General features: G+C 33.3%; 17 protein-coding genes and 1 riboswitch. Of the genes, 4 read left to right on the forward strand and 13 right to left on the reverse strand.

Annotated features, from left to right (window positions below; all coding sequences use genetic code 11):
- Nucleotides 1-199 precede the first annotated feature (199 nt).
- The 8 genes from acpS to msrA form a co-directional block, all read right to left on the reverse strand.
- Nucleotides 200-553 (reverse strand): holo-ACP synthase, encoded by a 354-nt coding sequence (gene acpS / locus EP747_RS21715; RefSeq protein WP_098429684.1) that lies wholly within the window; start codon nucleotides 551-553, stop codon nucleotides 200-202.
- Between the two features lie 25 nt (nucleotides 554-578).
- A complete protein-coding gene (gene uvsE, locus EP747_RS21720; protein WP_129692102.1) occupies nucleotides 579-1,544 on the reverse strand; it encodes a UV DNA damage repair endonuclease UvsE in 966 nt (321 codons plus the stop codon).
- Nucleotides 1,545-1,826: 282 nt separating this feature from the next.
- Nucleotides 1,827-3,371: a DEAD/DEAH box helicase gene (locus EP747_RS21725; RefSeq protein WP_114347030.1), complete on the reverse strand. Its 1,545-nt coding sequence runs from the start codon at nucleotides 3,369-3,371 to the stop codon at nucleotides 1,827-1,829.
- Nucleotides 3,372-3,807: 436 nt separating this feature from the next.
- Entirely contained in the window at nucleotides 3,808-5,190 is a 1,383-nt protein-coding gene (locus tag EP747_RS21730) for a UDP-N-acetylmuramoyl-tripeptide--D-alanyl-D-alanine ligase (protein ID WP_165347201.1), read from the reverse strand.
- Nucleotides 5,191-5,270: 80 nt separating this feature from the next.
- Complete coding sequence (locus EP747_RS21735) at nucleotides 5,271-6,371, reverse strand: D-alanine--D-alanine ligase (protein ID WP_129692104.1); 1,101 nt, start codon at nucleotides 6,369-6,371, stop codon at nucleotides 5,271-5,273.
- Between the two features lie 221 nt (nucleotides 6,372-6,592).
- Nucleotides 6,593-7,864: an MDR family MFS transporter gene (locus EP747_RS21740; protein WP_129692105.1), complete on the reverse strand. Its 1,272-nt coding sequence runs from the start codon at nucleotides 7,862-7,864 to the stop codon at nucleotides 6,593-6,595.
- Nucleotides 7,865-8,034: 170 nt separating this feature from the next.
- On the reverse strand, nucleotides 8,035-8,262 hold the full coding sequence (locus tag EP747_RS21745; RefSeq protein ID WP_129692106.1) for a hypothetical protein: 228 nt from the start codon (nucleotides 8,260-8,262) through the stop codon (nucleotides 8,035-8,037).
- Nucleotides 8,263-8,542: 280 nt separating this feature from the next.
- On the reverse strand, nucleotides 8,543-9,490 hold the full coding sequence (gene msrA, locus EP747_RS21750) for a peptide-methionine (S)-S-oxide reductase MsrA (RefSeq protein WP_235832967.1): 948 nt from the start codon (nucleotides 9,488-9,490) through the stop codon (nucleotides 8,543-8,545).
- 153 nt (nucleotides 9,491-9,643) lie between these two features.
- Here msrA and mscL point away from each other — a divergent pair, with 153 nt between their 5' ends.
- Nucleotides 9,644-10,033, forward strand: coding sequence for a large-conductance mechanosensitive channel protein MscL (gene mscL, locus EP747_RS21755; RefSeq protein WP_129692108.1), 390 nt, complete (start codon nucleotides 9,644-9,646; stop codon nucleotides 10,031-10,033).
- An 83-nt stretch (nucleotides 10,034-10,116) separates the two neighbouring features.
- Here the strand turns inward: mscL and EP747_RS21760 are convergent, their stop codons facing one another.
- The gene (locus tag EP747_RS21760) at nucleotides 10,117-11,316 is read right to left on the reverse strand and encodes a C40 family peptidase (protein ID WP_129692109.1); all 1,200 of its coding nucleotides are present in this window, start codon (nucleotides 11,314-11,316) and stop codon (nucleotides 10,117-10,119) included.
- Nucleotides 11,317-11,523: 207 nt separating this feature from the next.
- Complete coding sequence (gene lysA, locus EP747_RS21765) at nucleotides 11,524-12,840, reverse strand: diaminopimelate decarboxylase (RefSeq protein WP_129692110.1); 1,317 nt, start codon at nucleotides 12,838-12,840, stop codon at nucleotides 11,524-11,526.
- Nucleotides 12,841-12,974: 134 nt separating this feature from the next.
- Nucleotides 12,975-13,148: riboswitch (Lysine riboswitch) on the reverse strand.
- A 306-nt stretch (nucleotides 13,149-13,454) separates the two neighbouring features.
- Between lysA and EP747_RS21770 the strand changes: the two genes are divergently transcribed.
- Nucleotides 13,455-14,393 (forward strand): cation diffusion facilitator family transporter, encoded by a 939-nt coding sequence (locus tag EP747_RS21770; protein ID WP_129692111.1) that lies wholly within the window; start codon nucleotides 13,455-13,457, stop codon nucleotides 14,391-14,393.
- Nucleotides 14,394-14,467: 74 nt separating this feature from the next.
- Here the strand turns inward: EP747_RS21770 and EP747_RS21775 are convergent, their stop codons facing one another.
- From EP747_RS21775 to EP747_RS21785, 3 genes are all read right to left on the reverse strand, one after another.
- Nucleotides 14,468-15,124 carry a VC0807 family protein gene (locus tag EP747_RS21775; protein ID WP_129692112.1) on the reverse strand — a complete coding sequence of 219 codons (657 nt, stop codon included), beginning with the start codon at nucleotides 15,122-15,124 and terminating at the stop codon, nucleotides 14,468-14,470.
- Nucleotides 15,125-15,352: 228 nt separating this feature from the next.
- Nucleotides 15,353-15,820, reverse strand: coding sequence for a DinB family protein (locus EP747_RS21780; protein ID WP_165347203.1), 468 nt, complete (start codon nucleotides 15,818-15,820; stop codon nucleotides 15,353-15,355).
- 187 nt (nucleotides 15,821-16,007) lie between these two features.
- Nucleotides 16,008-16,394, reverse strand: a complete 387-nt coding sequence (locus EP747_RS21785) for a DoxX family protein (protein WP_098429672.1) — start codon at nucleotides 16,392-16,394, stop codon at nucleotides 16,008-16,010.
- Nucleotides 16,395-16,569: 175 nt separating this feature from the next.
- Here EP747_RS21785 and EP747_RS21790 point away from each other — a divergent pair, with 175 nt between their 5' ends.
- Nucleotides 16,570-17,214, forward strand: a complete 645-nt coding sequence (locus tag EP747_RS21790) for a TVP38/TMEM64 family protein (protein ID WP_129692114.1) — start codon at nucleotides 16,570-16,572, stop codon at nucleotides 17,212-17,214.
- 112 nt (nucleotides 17,215-17,326) lie between these two features.
- Nucleotides 17,327-17,635, forward strand: a complete 309-nt coding sequence (locus EP747_RS21795; RefSeq protein WP_098862936.1) for a DUF4870 domain-containing protein — start codon at nucleotides 17,327-17,329, stop codon at nucleotides 17,633-17,635.
- Nucleotides 17,636-17,748 lie beyond the last annotated feature (113 nt).

Genomic DNA, 17,748 nt, shown 5'->3' on the forward strand with positions numbered 1-17,748 from the left:
TATATGAGGTCAAGCTCTAAAATATGCAGACTAGCATGACAAGCTAATTTAAAATATTTAAAGAAAACTCTCTGATTGGTGAGTCTGTAAGTAAAGACAATGGTGTAGTTACACATATTAATTAATCTATAAAATTTAGCAACTACGTCGAGTATGAAAAAAGAAAAGCCACTCAAATGAGTGACTGTTTAAAAAGGTATTATATTTGCTGTAAGACCACTTGAGCGGCAGCATAATGTTCAGTATGCGTAATTGATAAAAACGGTATAAACGGCAAATCAACGGTTAAAACAGGCTTACCTTTTTCGTCATTTAAGATTTCAATATCATGAAATCCTAATTCTTTCCCAATTCCTGTACCAAAAGCTTTTGAACAAGCTTCTTTTGCGGCGAATCTCCCTGATAAAAATTCAAGTTTTCTTCGTTCTGATAAGTTTTCGTATATTTCATATTCTGCTTCAGTCAAAATCCTTTTCGCAAACCGTGGCTGCGAGCTTATAATTTCTTTCATTCGTTCAATTTCTACTAAATCTAATCCGATACCTACGATCATATTTCCTCACCCTAACTTTCGAGTACTACGGTTTAAAATAAAAGCTTGAATCATTAATAATTTCAATAGACGGATGAGCTTTCAGATCATCCATTAATTGAAATAGTGCATTATCTTTTTGTTTCGCTTCAATCATACAATCAATTTGCCTAACCGAGCCATAAATTTCATTTAAAAATGTAACAAACATGTTAGCGTCCACAAAATCAGCATGAGCACGTATGTCTTTCTCATCTCTAGGACTTGATATATGCATTTTCATAGGCAAGCTTGAAGCCTTCCATGTATCGACTGCATAACTCCAATTTTTTACCCAATCTTCATTTGTATGATTAACTAGATGATGATGATAGTCAAATACAAGCGGTACTCCTAATTTTTCACAGGCAAATAATGTTTCATCAAACGTAAAGGTAGTATCATCATTTTCAAACATTAGCATTTTTTGAATTTGCGCAGGAACAAGGCTAAAATTCTCTATTAATTGTTCCAGTGATTTTTCCTTATCATCATACCCTCCGCCAACATGGAGTACACATCGTTGTTCTGTATTAATCTTCATCGCTTTTAAAAGCTGATAATGCATTTTTAAGGTTTTTACCGATGTTTTTAATAACTCTTCATCAGTTGAGTTTAAGATAACGAAATGATCTGGGTGAAAATCAATCCTCATTTCATTCGTAATCGCAAATTTACCTAACTCATGTAAACTTTCCTTTAATGGCTTTATGTAATTCCAATCTGATACTTCTTCATGGTTTGCTAAAGGGATTAATTTACTGCTCAGGCGAAAAAAAGATATATCATGTGCCTTGTTGTGCTTAAGTAATCTTAAACAGTTATTTATATTAGTTTTTGATATTTGTTCTAGCTTACGAATAGCCGCATCTTTATCCTTTTGCTTTAAAAATTGTGCAACCGTCATTGTTTTTGAAGGTGAGGCATTTTGTAAATTCATACTCATTGCGACATACCCAAGTCTTACAAGCATTTTTATTCCAACTCTCATCTGTTTTTAATTAGTGTATGGAATCTGCCCAAATTCACACAGGTATTTATCTTAAACATAAGAATTAAGTTAGGGGAAATAGGTACATGGATTTTTCCATGTACCATACAGACTAATGACAAGCACTCACCTTTTAAGATAACCTTCGTTCTTCAACAGACTTTGCGCCTCGACAGACAAGGTTTTCAGTCAGTCTGAGCATCGAATATTTGTATTCACATACAAAAAGGCACATGGGGTATCCCATGTGCCTTATATTTTGTCTTATTTATTGCTATCTTGGTGTCTGCGTTGTCCGCCACGGTTTGCATCGCGAGAACCTTCACTACGTTTGCCACGGAAGTTTCCACCACGGTTTCCGTCTCTATCTCCACGGCGACTATCTCCACGGCGGTCTCCACCACCACGACGATTGTCTCCTCCGCCACGTTTGTTTTCGCCACGACGGAATCCACCTCCGCCGTTCCCACCACGTCCACGGTCACGTTTCACCATTGGTGGTTCATCAGTTAAACGGATTGGAGTTTCATTTGGTTCTTTTGTTAGCATTTTTAAAGCAGCTGCAACAACACTTACTGAATCATGTTCTTCAAGTAATTCTTCAGCAATACGTTTGTAGAATGCTAAGTTGTCACTTTCCATTGTTGAAGTTAATTTTTCAGCAATAATACGTTGTTGGCTTTCAATTGCCTCATCCAATGTAGGTGCAGTCATACGTTCCATACGGCGTTTAGTTGTACGTTCAATATTTTTTAATTGATTAAACTCACGCGGAGTGATGAATAACATCGCGATACCTGATTTTCCAGCACGACCTGTACGTCCGATACGGTGAACATAGCTTTCAGGATCTTGAGGAATATCAAAGTTATAAACGTGTGTTACACCAGAAATATCTAATCCACGCGCTGCTACGTCCGTTGCAACTAAAACGTCAATTGAACCAGATTTAAATTTACGAAGTACTTGCTCACGTTTTGCTTGTGATAAATCACCATGAATACCTTCAGCTGCATAACCACGTAGGTTTAACGCTTCAGATAATTCATCAACACGACGTTTTGTACGACCAAAAATAATTGCTAATTCTGGAGTTTGAATATCTAATAAACGTGTAAGCACGTCAAATTTTTTCTTTTCTTGAACTTCAATAAAGTGTTGTTCAATATTAGGCATTGTAACTTCTTTTGCTTTTACTTTTACGATTTGAGGATTTGTCATAAAAGTTTCTGCAATGCGACGAATTGGATCTGGCATTGTAGCAGAGAAAAGAAGTGTTTGTTTGTTTTCAGGAACTTCTTTTAAAATCGCTTCGATATCTTCAATGAATCCCATATTTAACATTTCATCCGCTTCATCTAATACCACTGTATTAACGTTATTAAGACGGATTGTACGACGGTTAATATGGTCTTGAATACGACCAGGAGTTCCAACAATAATATGTGGGAATTTTTTTAATGAACGCATTTGACGGTTAATGTCTTGTCCACCGTAGATCGGAAGGATTTTTACACCTTTGTTCATACCAATTTTGTGTAATTCTTCACCAACTTGGATTGCTAATTCACGTGTAGGTGCGATTACAAGTCCTTGAACATTGTTGCTATCTACATCAATTTTCTCTAGCAATGGAACACCAAAAGCGGCAGTTTTACCAGTACCAGTTTGCGCTTGACCAATTACATCATGGCCTTGTTTTGCTAATGGAATAGTCTGCGCTTGAATTGGTGTAGCTTCCTCGAAGCCTAATTTTTCAATCGCAAACAGGATCTTACTACTTAATCCTAATTCTTGAAATGTTGTCAATTTGGTTAATCTCCTTTGTATCTCAATTGATCTATAAAAATGATCTATAAAAAATCTATTAAAATTATATGTTTCGTGACTGTTCATAAGGAAGGTTCGTTTTTAGTGGAAAACAATTGTCCGAAGTATCATGAAAAGAAACAATATCTACTCATTATACGGACATTCCATCTAAAAAGCAAATGAAGTTATATTCTAACAATTTGACCTTTGAACTATAAATAACGTTTGGAATATAGATATTTTCTCCGTAAATTCTTAGTTTATAACCTTTTTCACAACTTATATTACGAACAGTTTTCATTTGTTAAATTATGAGAATAAAGTTTTCACTTTGTATATGAATTGGGCAAGGCTAAGGGAAAAAGGATTAAAGGATTAGGAAAAGATTGGATTTTAATTAACCTTCTCTACCCTATAAATTCCCTATTTTCCCCTACCCCTTTTTTAAAAGTGCATTTACAACTTCTTCTAATTTCATTCCCCTAGAAGCTTTAACTAATACTAGGTCATTTGGTCTTACTTGTTGTAATAAATCTTCAATTAATTTATTTTTATCTTCGAAGCTTTTTACTTTTGAAGAGTCCATTTGTTCAAAAGCTGACGTTGCTGCAAATTTACTTAATGGTCCAAAAGTATAAAGAAAATCGAAATGAAGATTTACAACTTCTTCTCCAATTTCTTCATGAAAAGCAATTTCTTGATCACCTAATTCTAACATGTCGCCAAATACAACAAACTTTCGATTATAACCCTTTAGTTCTGAAGCAAATAAAAGAGCCGCTTTCATTGATGTAACACTTGCATTATAGGCATCATTAATAATTGTTATTCCATTTTCATTCTTTAATAATTCCATACGCATTTTTGTCATTTCTAAATTCTGCATACCAGAACTAATTTCATCCCATGTTAATGAAAACTTTCTCGCAACTGCAATAGCTGCCAATGTATTACTAATATTATGTTTGCCTAGTACGCCCAATTTGAAACGGACATCCTTAGCTTTATTTATTTCAAATTCACTACCAGATTCATTCATTTCAATAAATGTTGGATATACATCATTACTTTCGCTTAAACCAAAAGTTTCGATTGTATAGATTAAGTTTTTATCTTTTGTACCTTCGATTAATAATGGTTCATCGCCATTAATGACAAGTAATCCGTTTTTTGATAGTCCCCTGGCAATCTCAAGCTTCGCCTTTGCGATACCAGCTCTTGAGCCTAGTTCCTGCATATGAGACTCACCGATGTTTGTAATTATTGCCGCGTCAGGTTCAGCTAAATTAGATAAAAATTCAATTTCTCCAAAATTGCTCATACCCATTTCTAAGACAGCAACCTCCGTATCTTCTGCCATCGCTAATACTGTTAACGGAAGTCCGATATGATTATTAAAGTTCCCTTGTGTTTTATGTACTTTATATTTTGCTGAAAGAATGCTAGTTAAAATATCTTTTGTTGATGTTTTCCCATTACTTCCTGTTATACCAACTATTTTACCATTCCACTCACTTAAATATGATTTAGACAGTTTTTGTAAAGCTTCTAATGTATCATCGACTAAGATGACAGACGCGTTTGTTGGTACATTTGAAAACTTTCTAGAACAAAGTACTGCACTAGCACCATTTTCAATTGCTTGAGGTAAAAATTGATGTGCATCGAATTTTTCACCGATCAGCGGTATAAATAATTTTCCATTTAAATCTACACGAGAGTCTGTTGAAACTCCGTTGATTGTTAAATCTTCACCCTTTAATTGGCTACCAGGGATCATATTAACAATTTGAGATAAAGTACGTACGATTGACATTGTCATCGACTCCTCTTCTATAGAATTTTTCTTCTATTCACATGAAAACACTATTCAACCATGAATAGTGTTTTCAATTGTTAAATATTATATTTAATTTGTTGTTTTTGTTCGTAACGTTCAATTGCTAGGTCTATTAATTTTTCAATTAATTTTGGATATGTTAATCCAGTAGCCTGCCATAATTGAGGATACATACTGAACGGAGTAAATCCAGGCATTGTATTAACTTCATTCATTAATACGCCACCATCTTCTGTTACAAAGAAATCAGCACGAGTTAAGCCTGAGCCATCGATTGCTTTGAACGCAACTTCTGCATAATGCTTAATTTTTTCATATGTTTCAGTTTCTACAGGAGCAGGGATAATTAGACCAGTATCGCCACTCTCATATTTTGCAGTATAATCATAAAATTCTACTGATGGTTTGATTTCTCCAACAACAGAACATTCAACTTGATCGTTACCTAATACAGCAATTTCAATTTCACGTCCAACAATGTTTTCTTCAATAATTATTTTACGGTCGAATTGGAATGCTTCTTCAAATGAAGCCATTAATGCTTCACGATTCTTAGCTTTCGTAATACCAACACTAGAACCTAAGTTTGCAGGTTTAACAAATACAGGATAGCCTAATTCTTTCTCGACTACTTCATAGCAAGACTCTGCATTTGCTTTCCACTCTGTTTTTAAGAAATGTACGTATTTAGCTTGAGGAATTCCAGCTTGAGCAAACAAGTTTTTCATAATCACTTTATCCATACCAGCCGCTGAAGCTAATACACCATTACCTACATAAGGAATATTTAATAGCTCAAGTAAACCTTGAACTGTTCCATCTTCACCATTTGGTCCATGTAATAATGGGAAAATAACGTCAACCGGGCCAGTTGAATCTTGATTTGAAGCTGCAGGAATAATTGATGAAGTTAACGCGACAGGAGCGATTTCATTTACATGTTGATCTTCATTTGAGAATTTTAAAGCTGCAACACTTTCTACTTTCCCCTCAATTTGTTTCCCTTGTAACCATTCGCCTTGTTCTGTTATATAAATTGGATACACATCAAATTTTGTGTGATCTAAAGCAGAAATAACGGCAAAAGCTGTTTGTAATGATACTTTGTGTTCAGCAGATTTACCGCCATATAATAATCCTAACTTAATCTTCATGATGTTCCCCCTACTATTTTTTGCTCTCCCTATTGTACCACTTTATACAAATGTGTATAAGCTTTTATGGGTAGAAACCTATTTTTCTTTACAACATATGCAATGATATCTGTTTTGTGATTTCTTTACAACTAAAAAAAGCATAGCTCTACTTGAACTATACTTAGTTTGTGGATAAGAGTAATAAGCTGACGAAGCAACAAAGAAATCAAGTGTCCTGAGAACTATTGCGCTATACCCTGTTTATTATCTCTAATCGCTACTTTTTCATCAAGTGAGCGATACATTATTCCTGATAGTACAACTCCTGTTCCAAGAATTATAAAAAGCCATATTCCAAGTTTTAAATCAAATAAAAATCCACCTAATAAAGGTCCAAGAAATCCACCAATCGTATATTTCATACTACCAACGGCCATGTAGGTCGCTCTTAATTCTTCAGGAGCAATATTCGCCACAAATGTCATTTGAACTGGCGACATGACCATTTCTCCAAAGGTGTAGTATATGAAGATAATTGCCAAGAAAAATAGAATCACCCACTTACCTAATCCAACTGTAAGCAATAATGGAGGTGCAAGGCCGATTGATAAAATACCTAAACCAAATAAGATAGTTCCATAAAACATCGTTTTTCCAATTGAACGATTCGATAAATAACTTGAAATTGGAAATTGCAAAAGAACAACTAACAATCCATTAAGCGACATTAAAAATGGGTAAGGATTCCACATACCAAATTGCGATTGAAAGGTTTGTTTAAAATAAAGTGGTAGCATTCCTTCAATTTGTGAGAAGCCCATTGAAATAATCACACCCGTTGCTACGTAAAAAATTAATAATTTATCAGTTCTAATGATTTTCATAACCTTTTTAAAAGGTATTTTCGTTACTTCATTCTTATCTTTAACATTCTTTTCCGCAGGAAGTGTTTCTCTTAATAGAATTAACTGTGCAATACTATAAAGTCCTAAAGTGATTGCTGCAATATAAAATAAACTGTCTTTCGAAAAGTAAACAACTGAACTTCCTAATAATGGACCGATCACAGTACCTACATTACTTCCAACCCTTAATAATCCATATGCTTCAGTTCTTTCTTCTGGTTCAGTTACATCAGCTACCATTGCAGATGCTGCTGGACTAAAGAACGAGTTACTAATGCCTAGTAAAATCGATAAAATTAAAAATGCTGTATAGCCTTCTGCTAAAGCAAAGGATACTAAAATAAGAGATGTTCCAAGCGTCGAAAAAACCATCATACGTTTTCGACCATATAAGTCAGCTAGTCTACCGCCAGCCATCGAACCAAATAATGATGCTATAGGTGAAATTGACATAATAAATCCTACCTTTAGCATTGAATCAACTTTTCCCTCTAGATATAGAGCAAAAAATGGCATAAGCATCATCATCGCACTACTCGTAATCGTTTCTCCAATCACTCTAATCCACACATTACGGTCCATACCTTTTAACTTTTTAAAAAAATTCATCCTTAAGCGACACCTCCTAGTGCATCATAACTTCCATATTTAAATCGTATCGGAAGAATTTTAAGTTTCAAATTACTTTATACACGTATCCGATAAAATATGTTACACAAAACAAAAGGGCGTTCAAATTGACTTTTCGTCAGCTGAACACCCACTCTTTTTTTAAACGTTTAAACTTGTTCTTTTGAAGAAATTGAGAACATCAATCCCAAAAAAGTACCTAATAGAAATAAGGTTGAACAAGAGCCCATCAATACTATGCTCACCGTTAAGCTTACGCTCGTATGTAAGAAACCGCTTCCAGTGAAATATAGTAAAAAAAGAATAAGACCAATAAAAAAGGCAATACCAGAATATTGAGTATATGTTTCGACGATTTCATAATCAGTGCGCTTCATAATGATTAACCTCCCGTTTCGGCTTTTTTGTGAATTGCAATACCTAATTTGTGACAACTTTGTGACACTTTTATATTAACACACTCATTTCGCAATTGTAAATATTTTCAGAAAACTTTTTAGAAAATATTTAGGACATCATTAAGAAACAAATGATTGGGTTAGATCAATACCATCCCCTTTCTAATATAAATAAACAAAAAAACCGAGATGAATAGACATCTCGGTTCAAATTTTAATTATTCCAATTAGATTGTACTTAGTTAAATATCCTTAGAGTCTATTTAAGAAAGATACTCTTATAATTACCATAGCCCTCTTCATCCATTTTTTCATATGGAACAAATCTTAATGCAGCAGAGTTTATGCAGTAGCGAAGGCCCTCAGGTCCAGGTCCATCATCAAAAACATGCCCTAGATGCGAGTCAGCTTCAGAACTTCTGACCTCAATACGCAACATCCCATGGCTATAATCCTTCTTCTCTTCAATTTCACCTTTTAAAATCGGCTTTGTAAAACTTGGCCATCCACAGCCTGAATCAAATTTGTCTAATGAACTAAATAAAGGAAGTCCTGATACGATATCAACATAAATTCCTTTTTCTTTATGATTCCAGAACTCATTTCTAAATGGTGGTTCAGTTGCATCTTCCTGAGTAACAGCATACTGAATTGGTGTTAGTTTTTGCTTTAACTCCTCTTGGCCCGTTTTCCAGTGTTCCTTTAAAAATTTTTGACGACCAGATCCTTTAAAGTAAAGTTGGTAACGAACCGGGTGCTTTTTATAATAATGCTGATGGTATTCTTCTGCTTCATAAAATGGTTTTGCAGATAAAATTTCAGTGACAATTGGTTTCTTGAAAACGCCACTTTTCTCTAGTTTATCTTTTGAAGCTAGAGCTTGTTCTTTTTGATTTTCATTATGATAAAAAATTGCAGTTTTGTATGAACTTCCTCGATCATTAAATTGCCCACCTACATCTGTTGGGTCAATTTGTTGCCAAAATAAGTCCAATAATTTTTCATAAGGATAGACTTCTGGATCAAATGTAATTTGAACAGCTTCATAATGACCTGTTAAATGAGTGCATACTTCTTCATATGTTGGGTTTTCTTTTTCTCCACCTGTATAACCTGACACAACTTTTATAATTCCGTCCTGTTGATCAAACGGTTTTACCATACACCAAAAACATCCACCAGCAAATGTAGCCAATTCTGTGCCCATACCATTACTCCTCCTAAAAATTGTCATTAATTATATTTACCATATATAAAAGACGATATAAATATTTTTGCTTAAAAAGACCGATTTCTAACTTGAAAGAATGAAGATTTGTATGTAAACTTATACGATAATTACACAGGAGGAAATATAAAAATGTTTGAAGAGTTTAAAAAGTTTGCCCTAAAAGGGAATGTACTTGATTTAGCAGTCGGGGTAATTATTGGTGGTGCATTTGGTAAGATCGTATCTTCTTTAGTTGCTGATATAATGATGCCTATTATTGGACTTATCATAGGAAAACAAAACTTTACTGGGTGGCAATTTTACGGGATTAAATATGGCTCATTCATCCAAACAGTAGTCGATTTCCTTATCATTTCGATTTCAGTATTTTTCTTTGTTCGATTAATTAATAAACTATCATTTAGAAGAAAAGAAGTAGAAGCAGCAAAACCTGTTGTTCCTACTAAAGAAGAAGCCTTGCTTATCGAAATACGTGATTTACTAAAAGAACAGGTTTCAAATCAAAAAGGTATAAGCTAAAAGCTTATACCTTTTTAATTTTCCCGTAAGACAATATAAAAAACCTCGTACTATACTAATTATAATACGAGGTTAGTAAACTATTAGAATTTTCCATAGCCTAAGAAGTGAGAACGAACCCAGCTATTACTTAAGCTGATTACGCTGATACCTTTACTTCCAGCATGAACCATTTTATTTCCACCAATGTAAATACCCATATGTGAAGGACCATTAATATAAGTATTTTGTAAGAATACTAGGTCACCAGGTTGTGGAGAGCTGATTTTAGTAGCATTGCTCCAATATGTTTTTACATTTCCACGAGAGATGCCGTATCCATTATGTGAATATACATACCAGATGAAACCACTGCAATCAAAACCGCTTGGAGACGTTCCGCCAAATACATAAGGTACACCTTGGTATTGTAAAGCATAATCTACAATTGAGTTTCCAGTTGCTGCTGGACCATCATTATTTGAACCTGAATTAGGTTTTGAATTTGAATGTGAACTAGAATTTGAGCTAGATTTCGAATCAGAATTTGAACTAGATTTAGCAGCTGGAGTGCTAACGCTGTCATCCTCATCATCATCGCTAGATAAAGCAGCTAGTTCAAGAGATTGTTGCTCAAGACGTTGAACTCTCTCATCTTCTTTTGCATTCTCTAATTCTTTAACAGCTAACTTTAAGTTTGCTTCAGCAGTATTTAATGATTTTTGTTTATCAGCTTGTGATTTAGAAAGTTCACTTTGTTGAGCAACTAAATCTTCTTTTGCTGTAACTAAAGATTGTTTCTTCTCATCAACAAGTCGTTTTTCTTTAACTACTTCTGCTTGTTCAGACTTTTGTTCTTTAATGATATTTTCATCAGCTTCAAAAAGTGTTGAGATTGAATTTACTCGATTAAAGAAATCTACGATTGAGTCTGAATTAAATAAAACGTCTGTTACTAGATTAACTTTTGGTTGCTTTTGCATTGCAACTAAACGATCCTCTAATAAATCGTTACGTTTTTCAATTCTGTCTTGTAAATATGTAATTCTTGTTTTTTTATCTTTAATAATTTCTTCTGTTTCAGAAATTTCTGCCTTTTTTGCTTCTATGTTTTGCTTAGTTGTTTTAATTTGATTATCTATTTTCTCTATCTCGTTGCTTAATTCTTTAAATTGTGATTGGAACTTATCTACTTCAGCTTGCTTTTTTTCAACTTTGCTATCAGCTAATACTGAAGCATTTGGCGCTAATGATAATACTATTGTACTTGCCATCGCCAGCACTGCTAGTTTTTTTCTTAACATTTCAGCGTTCTCCTCTCGCTAATCTACGTAAATATTTATACCATAGATTCCCGAAGAGAGTCGCAATTGTTACAATATTGTAATATAAATGATAAATATGTCTTTATATGTCGATAAATTATCATCTTTTATTAAAGAAAACGAAATAAAACACTTCTATATTATATAGAAGTGTCAGTATTGAGACAAATAACACAAAAACGTTAATTATCTAGAGTTTTCGATGTAAACTCTGTCATTTCTAACTAAATCTTCATATGTTTCTCGACGAACTACTTCTCTTGAAGCACCATCTTTAACAAATACTACTGCTGGGCGACGGATACGGTTATAATTATTAGCCATTGAATAGCCATAAGCACCAGTGCAAGATACAGCTAATAAATCATTGTTTTCTACAACAGGTAATTTACAATCCCAAATTAGCATATCGCCACTTTCACAGCATTTACCAGCAATCGATACAACTTCTTTATTCTCATCATTTGCTCGATTTGCAAGCATCGCTTCGTATTTTGATCCGTATAGGGCAGGACGAATATTATCAGTCATTCCCCCATCAACAGATACATATTTACGAATTGAAGGAAGAGTTTTTGTTGAACCAATCGTATAAAGTGTTGTTCCAGCTTCACCAACAATACTACGTCCAGGCTCTAACCATAATTCTGGTAATTTGTAGTCTAGCTCTTCACATTGTTGTTTAATAATAGTAGTAATTTTTTCTATATGTTTAGCAACAGCTAAAGGCTCGTCTTCTGAAGTATAGCGAATACCGAAGCCCCCACCTACATTTAATATTTCAGCTGTAAAACCTAAATCGTTTTTAAGTCCATTTAAAAAGCTCATTAATACATTGATTGCATGAACAAATCCATCTGGTTCGAAAATTTGAGATCCTATATGTGAATGTACACCTAATAATTTTAGGTTATTTGAATTTAATGAAACTTCCACTGCTTCATTAGCTTGACCTGACATAATATCGAATCCGAATTTAGAGTCTTCTTGGCCCGTCATTACATATTCATGTGTATGTGCTTCAACACCTGGCGTAACACGTAATAATATTGATACTTCTTCATTACGTTGTTCAGCTAGGGCCTGTAATACTTCTAGCTCAAAGAAATTATCGACTACAAAACAACCGATTTTTGCATTTAAAGCTTCTTCAATTTCTTCAATTGTTTTGTTGTTTCCGTGAAAGTGAATTTTCTCAGCTGGATATCCTGCTTGCAAAGCTGTATATAACTCTCCACCAGAAACAACGTCTAGACATAGACCTTCTCTTTCTATTAAACGGGCTTGTTCAACGCATAGGAACGCTTTACTCGCGTAAGCAACTTGATATTTCATTCCCGTTTCTCTTAAAGCTTCATGGAATTCCCTACATTTTGATTCAATTAATGCTTCGTCATAAATGTATAGAGGCGTACCGTAATTTTTTACTAAATCTACAGTATCACAACCTCCGATTTCTAAATGTCCTTCATTATTAATTCGACTATTACCATGTAAATACATTCGTATTCTCCCTTCAAATCAAATGTAAGATCATTCTAAGAAGCTTCCTTCAATGTATTAGTGTATTAAAAAAGACACATGAAGGATATGTTCATGTGCCTATCGCTTTTAAAAAAGGACTTAGCCAATCACATCTCTTCAATAGCTCTTCACAAACACATGTGACAGTACTACATTTATTAAATGTAGTCCCAGAAATAAAATGTGTGGCAATTTATTTCTTCGGCATAGGATCCTTTCTCATTTCGTCATAAAACCCACAGTTCTCTAAAATGATACTCATATACAATGCAACCTCTACGAATAGACTGTTATTTTTTATATTAGTCTATGTATAACACAGTCTAAAAATAGATGTCAAACCATTTTTAAAATAATTGTCGATTTATATTCACTTGCACACACAGCTTTTTCTTTCCAAAAATAGTGTTTATACTATAGAATATGTTTTATGCGAGAGAAAAGGTGATTCAAAAATGAAAAATCATTTCAAAAAATATAAATTAAATTTTAAAAAAACAAACCACTAACAAACTGTTAGTGGTTTTTCTTTTTTGTTGCCTTATTACAAAACTCTTAACTTGAGTAGAAAAAATTGGACAGGGGTGAATAGATTGCGTTCAAGCAAAATAGCAGTACTTTCAATATGTAGTAACACTTTCATCGTTTTATTAAAATTAATTGTCGGGATTTTTACTGGTTCGGTAGCGATTATCTCTGAAGCAATTCATTCTTTATTGGACTTAGTTGCTTCAGTCATTGCATTTTTCTCTGTAAGGATTTCAAACAGACCGCCCGATAAGGACCACCCTTATGGTCATGGTAAGTTTGAAAATATTTCAGGTACGGTCGAAACAATCTTAATATTTGTAGCTGGTATTTGGATTATCATTGAATCTGTTGAAAAACTACTTCATCCTACCCCAATTAAAATGCCAATTATCGGTGTAGTCGTCATGTTAATTGGAGCGTTGATCAATTGGAGAGTAGGAAAAATCGTTGAAAAAGTAGGAAATGATACTCATTCTGTTGCAATGCAATCAAACGCTTTGCATTTATTAACAGACGTTTATTCATCACTCGGAGTTGCAGTAAGTTTAATTTTAGTAAGTCTTACTGGTTGGGAATTTCTCGATGCATTAATCGGAATTGGAATCGCAATTTATATAATGAAGGAATCAATTGAACTTGGACGTAAGTCGTTTACCCCCCTACTTGATACTGGACTTTCTACAGATGAGTTAAAACAAATCGAAAATGTATTATATTCTTTCAAATCCCAATTTATCGAATACCATGACTTACGCACGAGACGTTCGGGTGCTGAGGAGCATATAGATTTTCATTTAGTATTACCATCACACATGAGCATTGAAGAAGCCCATTTACTATGTGACAAAATAGAAGAAGAAATAAAAAAGGTTTTAGTAGATCCTAAAATATTAATTCATGTCGAACCAGAAAATGAAAGGATACAAAAACTTGATATTTTAAATGCAAGATCAAGAGAAGAGCGGGAATTGCAAGGAGTAGGAAATTCATTAAAGGGATAAATCGCCATCAGTAATTAAAAAAACCCACAAGGATTTAAAACCTTGTGGGTTGCATTCTATTTAAAGGACTTTTATTAAATAATAATTTCATCGGAAGGTTGCTCTGAGTCGTCCCCTTTTAATTTTTGAGCTCTCATTGTAACCATTGCATAGCCGATCGCCATAATTATGCCAAAAACATATCCACCAACTGTAAAGATAATTGTACGTGAATAATATGCTTTTAATCCATACGTATCAACCATCCACCATTGTGCAATTGCAAATACTATATCTTTAATAATCCATGCGACAAACAAGTACTGAAACACTTTAAATAGTGAAGGATGTTTATATAATTTCTTACTTTCTTCACGATCTTGCCCCTGTATTGCAGCAATATCAATCATAAAATAATATGGTAATGGCTTTTTCAAAGCCATTAAAATTAAAAATACCCCTACAACCCCAAAGTGATAATACACATTGTACAAAATTAAGTTTTTTGCAGAACCTAATGCCATTAAATCAACGGCAGTACTAACAGTTAATGTTGAGATAATAAAAATACCAGTAACATTAAACTGTTTAGTATACCAAAAACGGAATAAAGTATATAAGATCCCTGGAACCGTCGGTAAGAGCATCGCCCAATAGTCACTAAAATAGTGTTGTAAAACTTTATATAAAACAAGCGGAAATACTAAATACAAAATTAGATCGTAAATAATTAAATTACTTTCTTTCTTCATTTATATAACCTCGTTTTTTTAGACCATTTTCGTCATAATCGTTGCTATTTAATATTATTATCAATGTTACTAAAAAACAAAAATCAATCAGAAAGAGCCATATTTTATTTTGAATTACCACAATTTTCAAACTATCAAATTGACAAATTGTTAAACTTGATTATAACAAAAAAATCTAAAAGCATAAACTCCTAGATTTAGTGTGTGGACAAAAGTTAAAAAATAACACTATTGGCTAAGTGATCTTTTTAAACCATTTATTAATCCGGCATGTAGCCCTTCATGGAAAATGTTAAAGCTAATCATGTCTCTAACAGTCTTTATTTCAAAACTACCTAGTTTCATCTCTTTTGGAATGATTTCATCTAAACGTCCTTCATATGTAGAAATAACTTGTTCAACTTGCTGTTCTAATAATGTAACAATTTCCTCATATGATGGTGGCTCCTCTTGCCAGTCATCCGGTTTAGTCCCACCCTTAAAAAAATCAATGAATTCCTTAGAAAGTTGGCCAGCATCACCAGTGTTAGCATAAAGTAATTGCTCATATGCCCCTAGTACATGACCGGCATTCCAAAGAATATTATTATTGAATCCTGCAGGTATTACATCTACAACTTCTCTTGAAACAGAACTAAGAACTTTCAAAGTATAAACCCTTGTAAACCTAAGTTGTTCAAAAATAGCATCTGCCATCTTGATCCCTCCATATAATGTCATTACTGATATTATCGTATCACGAATGAGGGATATTTTTCATAAAAAAAGATGTTATCTCCCTAGACACAAACGGTCGTTTAAACAATAATTGAGAAACAAAAAAGGAGCCTCAATAGATGAGACTTCCTCCAAATATATTAAATATAAAAATTCTATCATTCTCTTAAAATAAAACCATTGATCCTGGTCCAGTGAGCAATAACCCTACTGCAGCTGCAATAATTAATAGATTAAACTCAAATCCGTTCGAACTATTCCAGAATCCATTCTTTATATGAACCTTTATTACTGCTACTGCCATCACTACTATTATTAACCATGCGCCTATTTCTGTATATACACCAGCCGCTACAAAGAATCCACCTACAATTTCTGCCGCTCCTGTTATAAAAGCAAAAAATGCACCAGGTTTGATTCCAATCGACTCTAACCATTGTCCAGTTCCTTTAATACCGTAACCACCAAACCAACCAAATACTTTCTGCACCCCGTGACCTAATAAAATAATACCTAAAACAAGTCTAATAACTAATAGGCCTTCATCAAGCATATCTCCACCTCATTTCTCTTTAATTTGAGATATTTAGTGCATAATTATTTTTATTCATTTTTTGACATGTTTATGACCTTTATTATTAATTTTTAAAAATGAATCAGTTTTCTTGTAATTGAGGAATAGAATACTATAACAGAAGATTTTCTAACTTAAAAGGAGAGCATAAATCATGAAAAAAGTCGTTCCACTAACTGTAATCGGCTTTTGGATTTTAATGCTACTACTCGCTATTCGATATCATTTATTTCATTTATCATTGCAAGATATAAAACATTTTATTGCTAATTCTTCCATCAATCCGATGCTATTATTTGTCGCTATTTTCTGTGCAAGAATCTTTCTATTTATTCCTAGCTCTGTATTAATTGTAGTAGGTAGCTTGTTTTTTCACCCGTTTGAAACCATTCTCTTATCATTAATCGGAATGGCTATCACAGAAACAATTATTTACTTATTAAGTAGAAGTATTTTAAGTGATTCAATCCAGCAATTCATGGAGAATAAATATCCTTCTCTATTTGAAGAGATTATTTCGAACCGAAAGAGATACTTATTCTTAACAGTTGCAACTCCTCTAGCTCCGACAGATGGCGCATGCTTTATCGCAGCCTCCACTAATATGAAATACTTGTCCTATATTGCAATTGTTATTGCTGGTAATATTCCGATTGCAGTTCTTTATACCTTATACGGAAATTTCTTGCTTGGCTCGCCATGGATTACAATCTGTATTACTGCTACAATCTTAGTCGGATTTTTCATTTACTTTTCTTTAAAAAAGAGACAAAAAAAGGATACTCATTTCTCAGCCTAAACTTTATCAAACTAAGTATTTTCAAAAATTGTTAATAAATAAATCGATTTATATATATAAATTAAACTATACTAAGATTAATTAAAATTTTTTAAGAAATCGAGGTAAAAAGATGGAAACAAATAAGATTTTGTCCTCATTATGTTATTTTAGTGTATTCTTCGCACCTTTCTTATTCCCAATAATTGTTTATTTCGTCGCAAAAGATCAACAACTAAAATCGCATTCTAAACGAGCATTTTTTTCACATATACTCCCATTTCTAACAATTATTATTTTAGCGATTATTTCACTTTTCACTTTTAATACTTTTGGTGATGGTGCAGGTTTTGCTCTTATTGGTGGATTTGTATTAGCATTCATTGTTAATTTAATTGTCTTTATATGGAATATTGTTCAAGGTATAAAAGTATTGATGTAAATTCGTCATGTTTTCTACATTATTTCTCAGGAAATTTTTAATTTCGACAAACGTAATTTTATACTTCTTATTAAATAAAAAGGCAATGTAAGGTTAAACCATTACATTGCCTT

Origin of the sequence: Gottfriedia acidiceleris (genome assembly GCF_004138285.1) — a bacterium.
Lineage (GTDB): Bacteria > Bacillota > Bacilli > Bacillales > Bacillaceae_G > Gottfriedia > Gottfriedia acidiceleris_A.

What these genes read in the sequence shown, in the direction of transcription:
- acpS (WP_098429684.1), bottom strand. Translation starts at nt 553, where the DNA reads ATGATCGTAGGTATCGGATTAGATTTAGTAGAAATTGAACGAATGAAA.
- uvsE (WP_129692102.1), bottom strand. Translation starts at nt 1,544, where the DNA reads ATGCTTGTAAGACTTGGGTATGTCGCAATGAGTATGAATTTACAAAAT.
- EP747_RS21730 (WP_165347201.1), bottom strand. Translation starts at nt 5,190, where the DNA reads ATGTCAATCGTACGTACTTTATCTCAAATTGTTAATATGATCCCTGGT.
- EP747_RS21740 (WP_129692105.1), bottom strand. Translation starts at nt 7,864, where the DNA reads ATGAATTTTTTTAAAAAGTTAAAAGGTATGGACCGTAATGTGTGGATT.
- EP747_RS21745 (WP_129692106.1), bottom strand. Translation starts at nt 8,262, where the DNA reads ATGAAGCGCACTGATTATGAAATCGTCGAAACATATACTCAATATTCT.
- msrA (WP_235832967.1), bottom strand. Translation starts at nt 9,490, where the DNA reads ATGGGCACAGAATTGGCTACATTTGCTGGTGGATGTTTTTGGTGTATG.
- mscL (WP_129692108.1), top strand. Translation starts at nt 9,644, where the DNA reads ATGTTTGAAGAGTTTAAAAAGTTTGCCCTAAAAGGGAATGTACTTGAT.
- EP747_RS21760 (WP_129692109.1), bottom strand. Translation starts at nt 11,316, where the DNA reads ATGTTAAGAAAAAAACTAGCAGTGCTGGCGATGGCAAGTACAATAGTA.
- lysA (WP_129692110.1), bottom strand. Translation starts at nt 12,840, where the DNA reads ATGTATTTACATGGTAATAGTCGAATTAATAATGAAGGACATTTAGAA.
- EP747_RS21775 (WP_129692112.1), bottom strand. Translation starts at nt 15,124, where the DNA reads ATGAAGAAAGAAAGTAATTTAATTATTTACGATCTAATTTTGTATTTA.
- EP747_RS21780 (WP_165347203.1), bottom strand. Translation starts at nt 15,820, where the DNA reads ATGGCAGATGCTATTTTTGAACAACTTAGGTTTACAAGGGTTTATACT.
- EP747_RS21785 (WP_098429672.1), bottom strand. Translation starts at nt 16,394, where the DNA reads ATGCTTGATGAAGGCCTATTAGTTATTAGACTTGTTTTAGGTATTATT.
- EP747_RS21790 (WP_129692114.1), top strand. Translation starts at nt 16,570, where the DNA reads ATGAAAAAAGTCGTTCCACTAACTGTAATCGGCTTTTGGATTTTAATG.
- EP747_RS21795 (WP_098862936.1), top strand. Translation starts at nt 17,327, where the DNA reads ATGGAAACAAATAAGATTTTGTCCTCATTATGTTATTTTAGTGTATTC.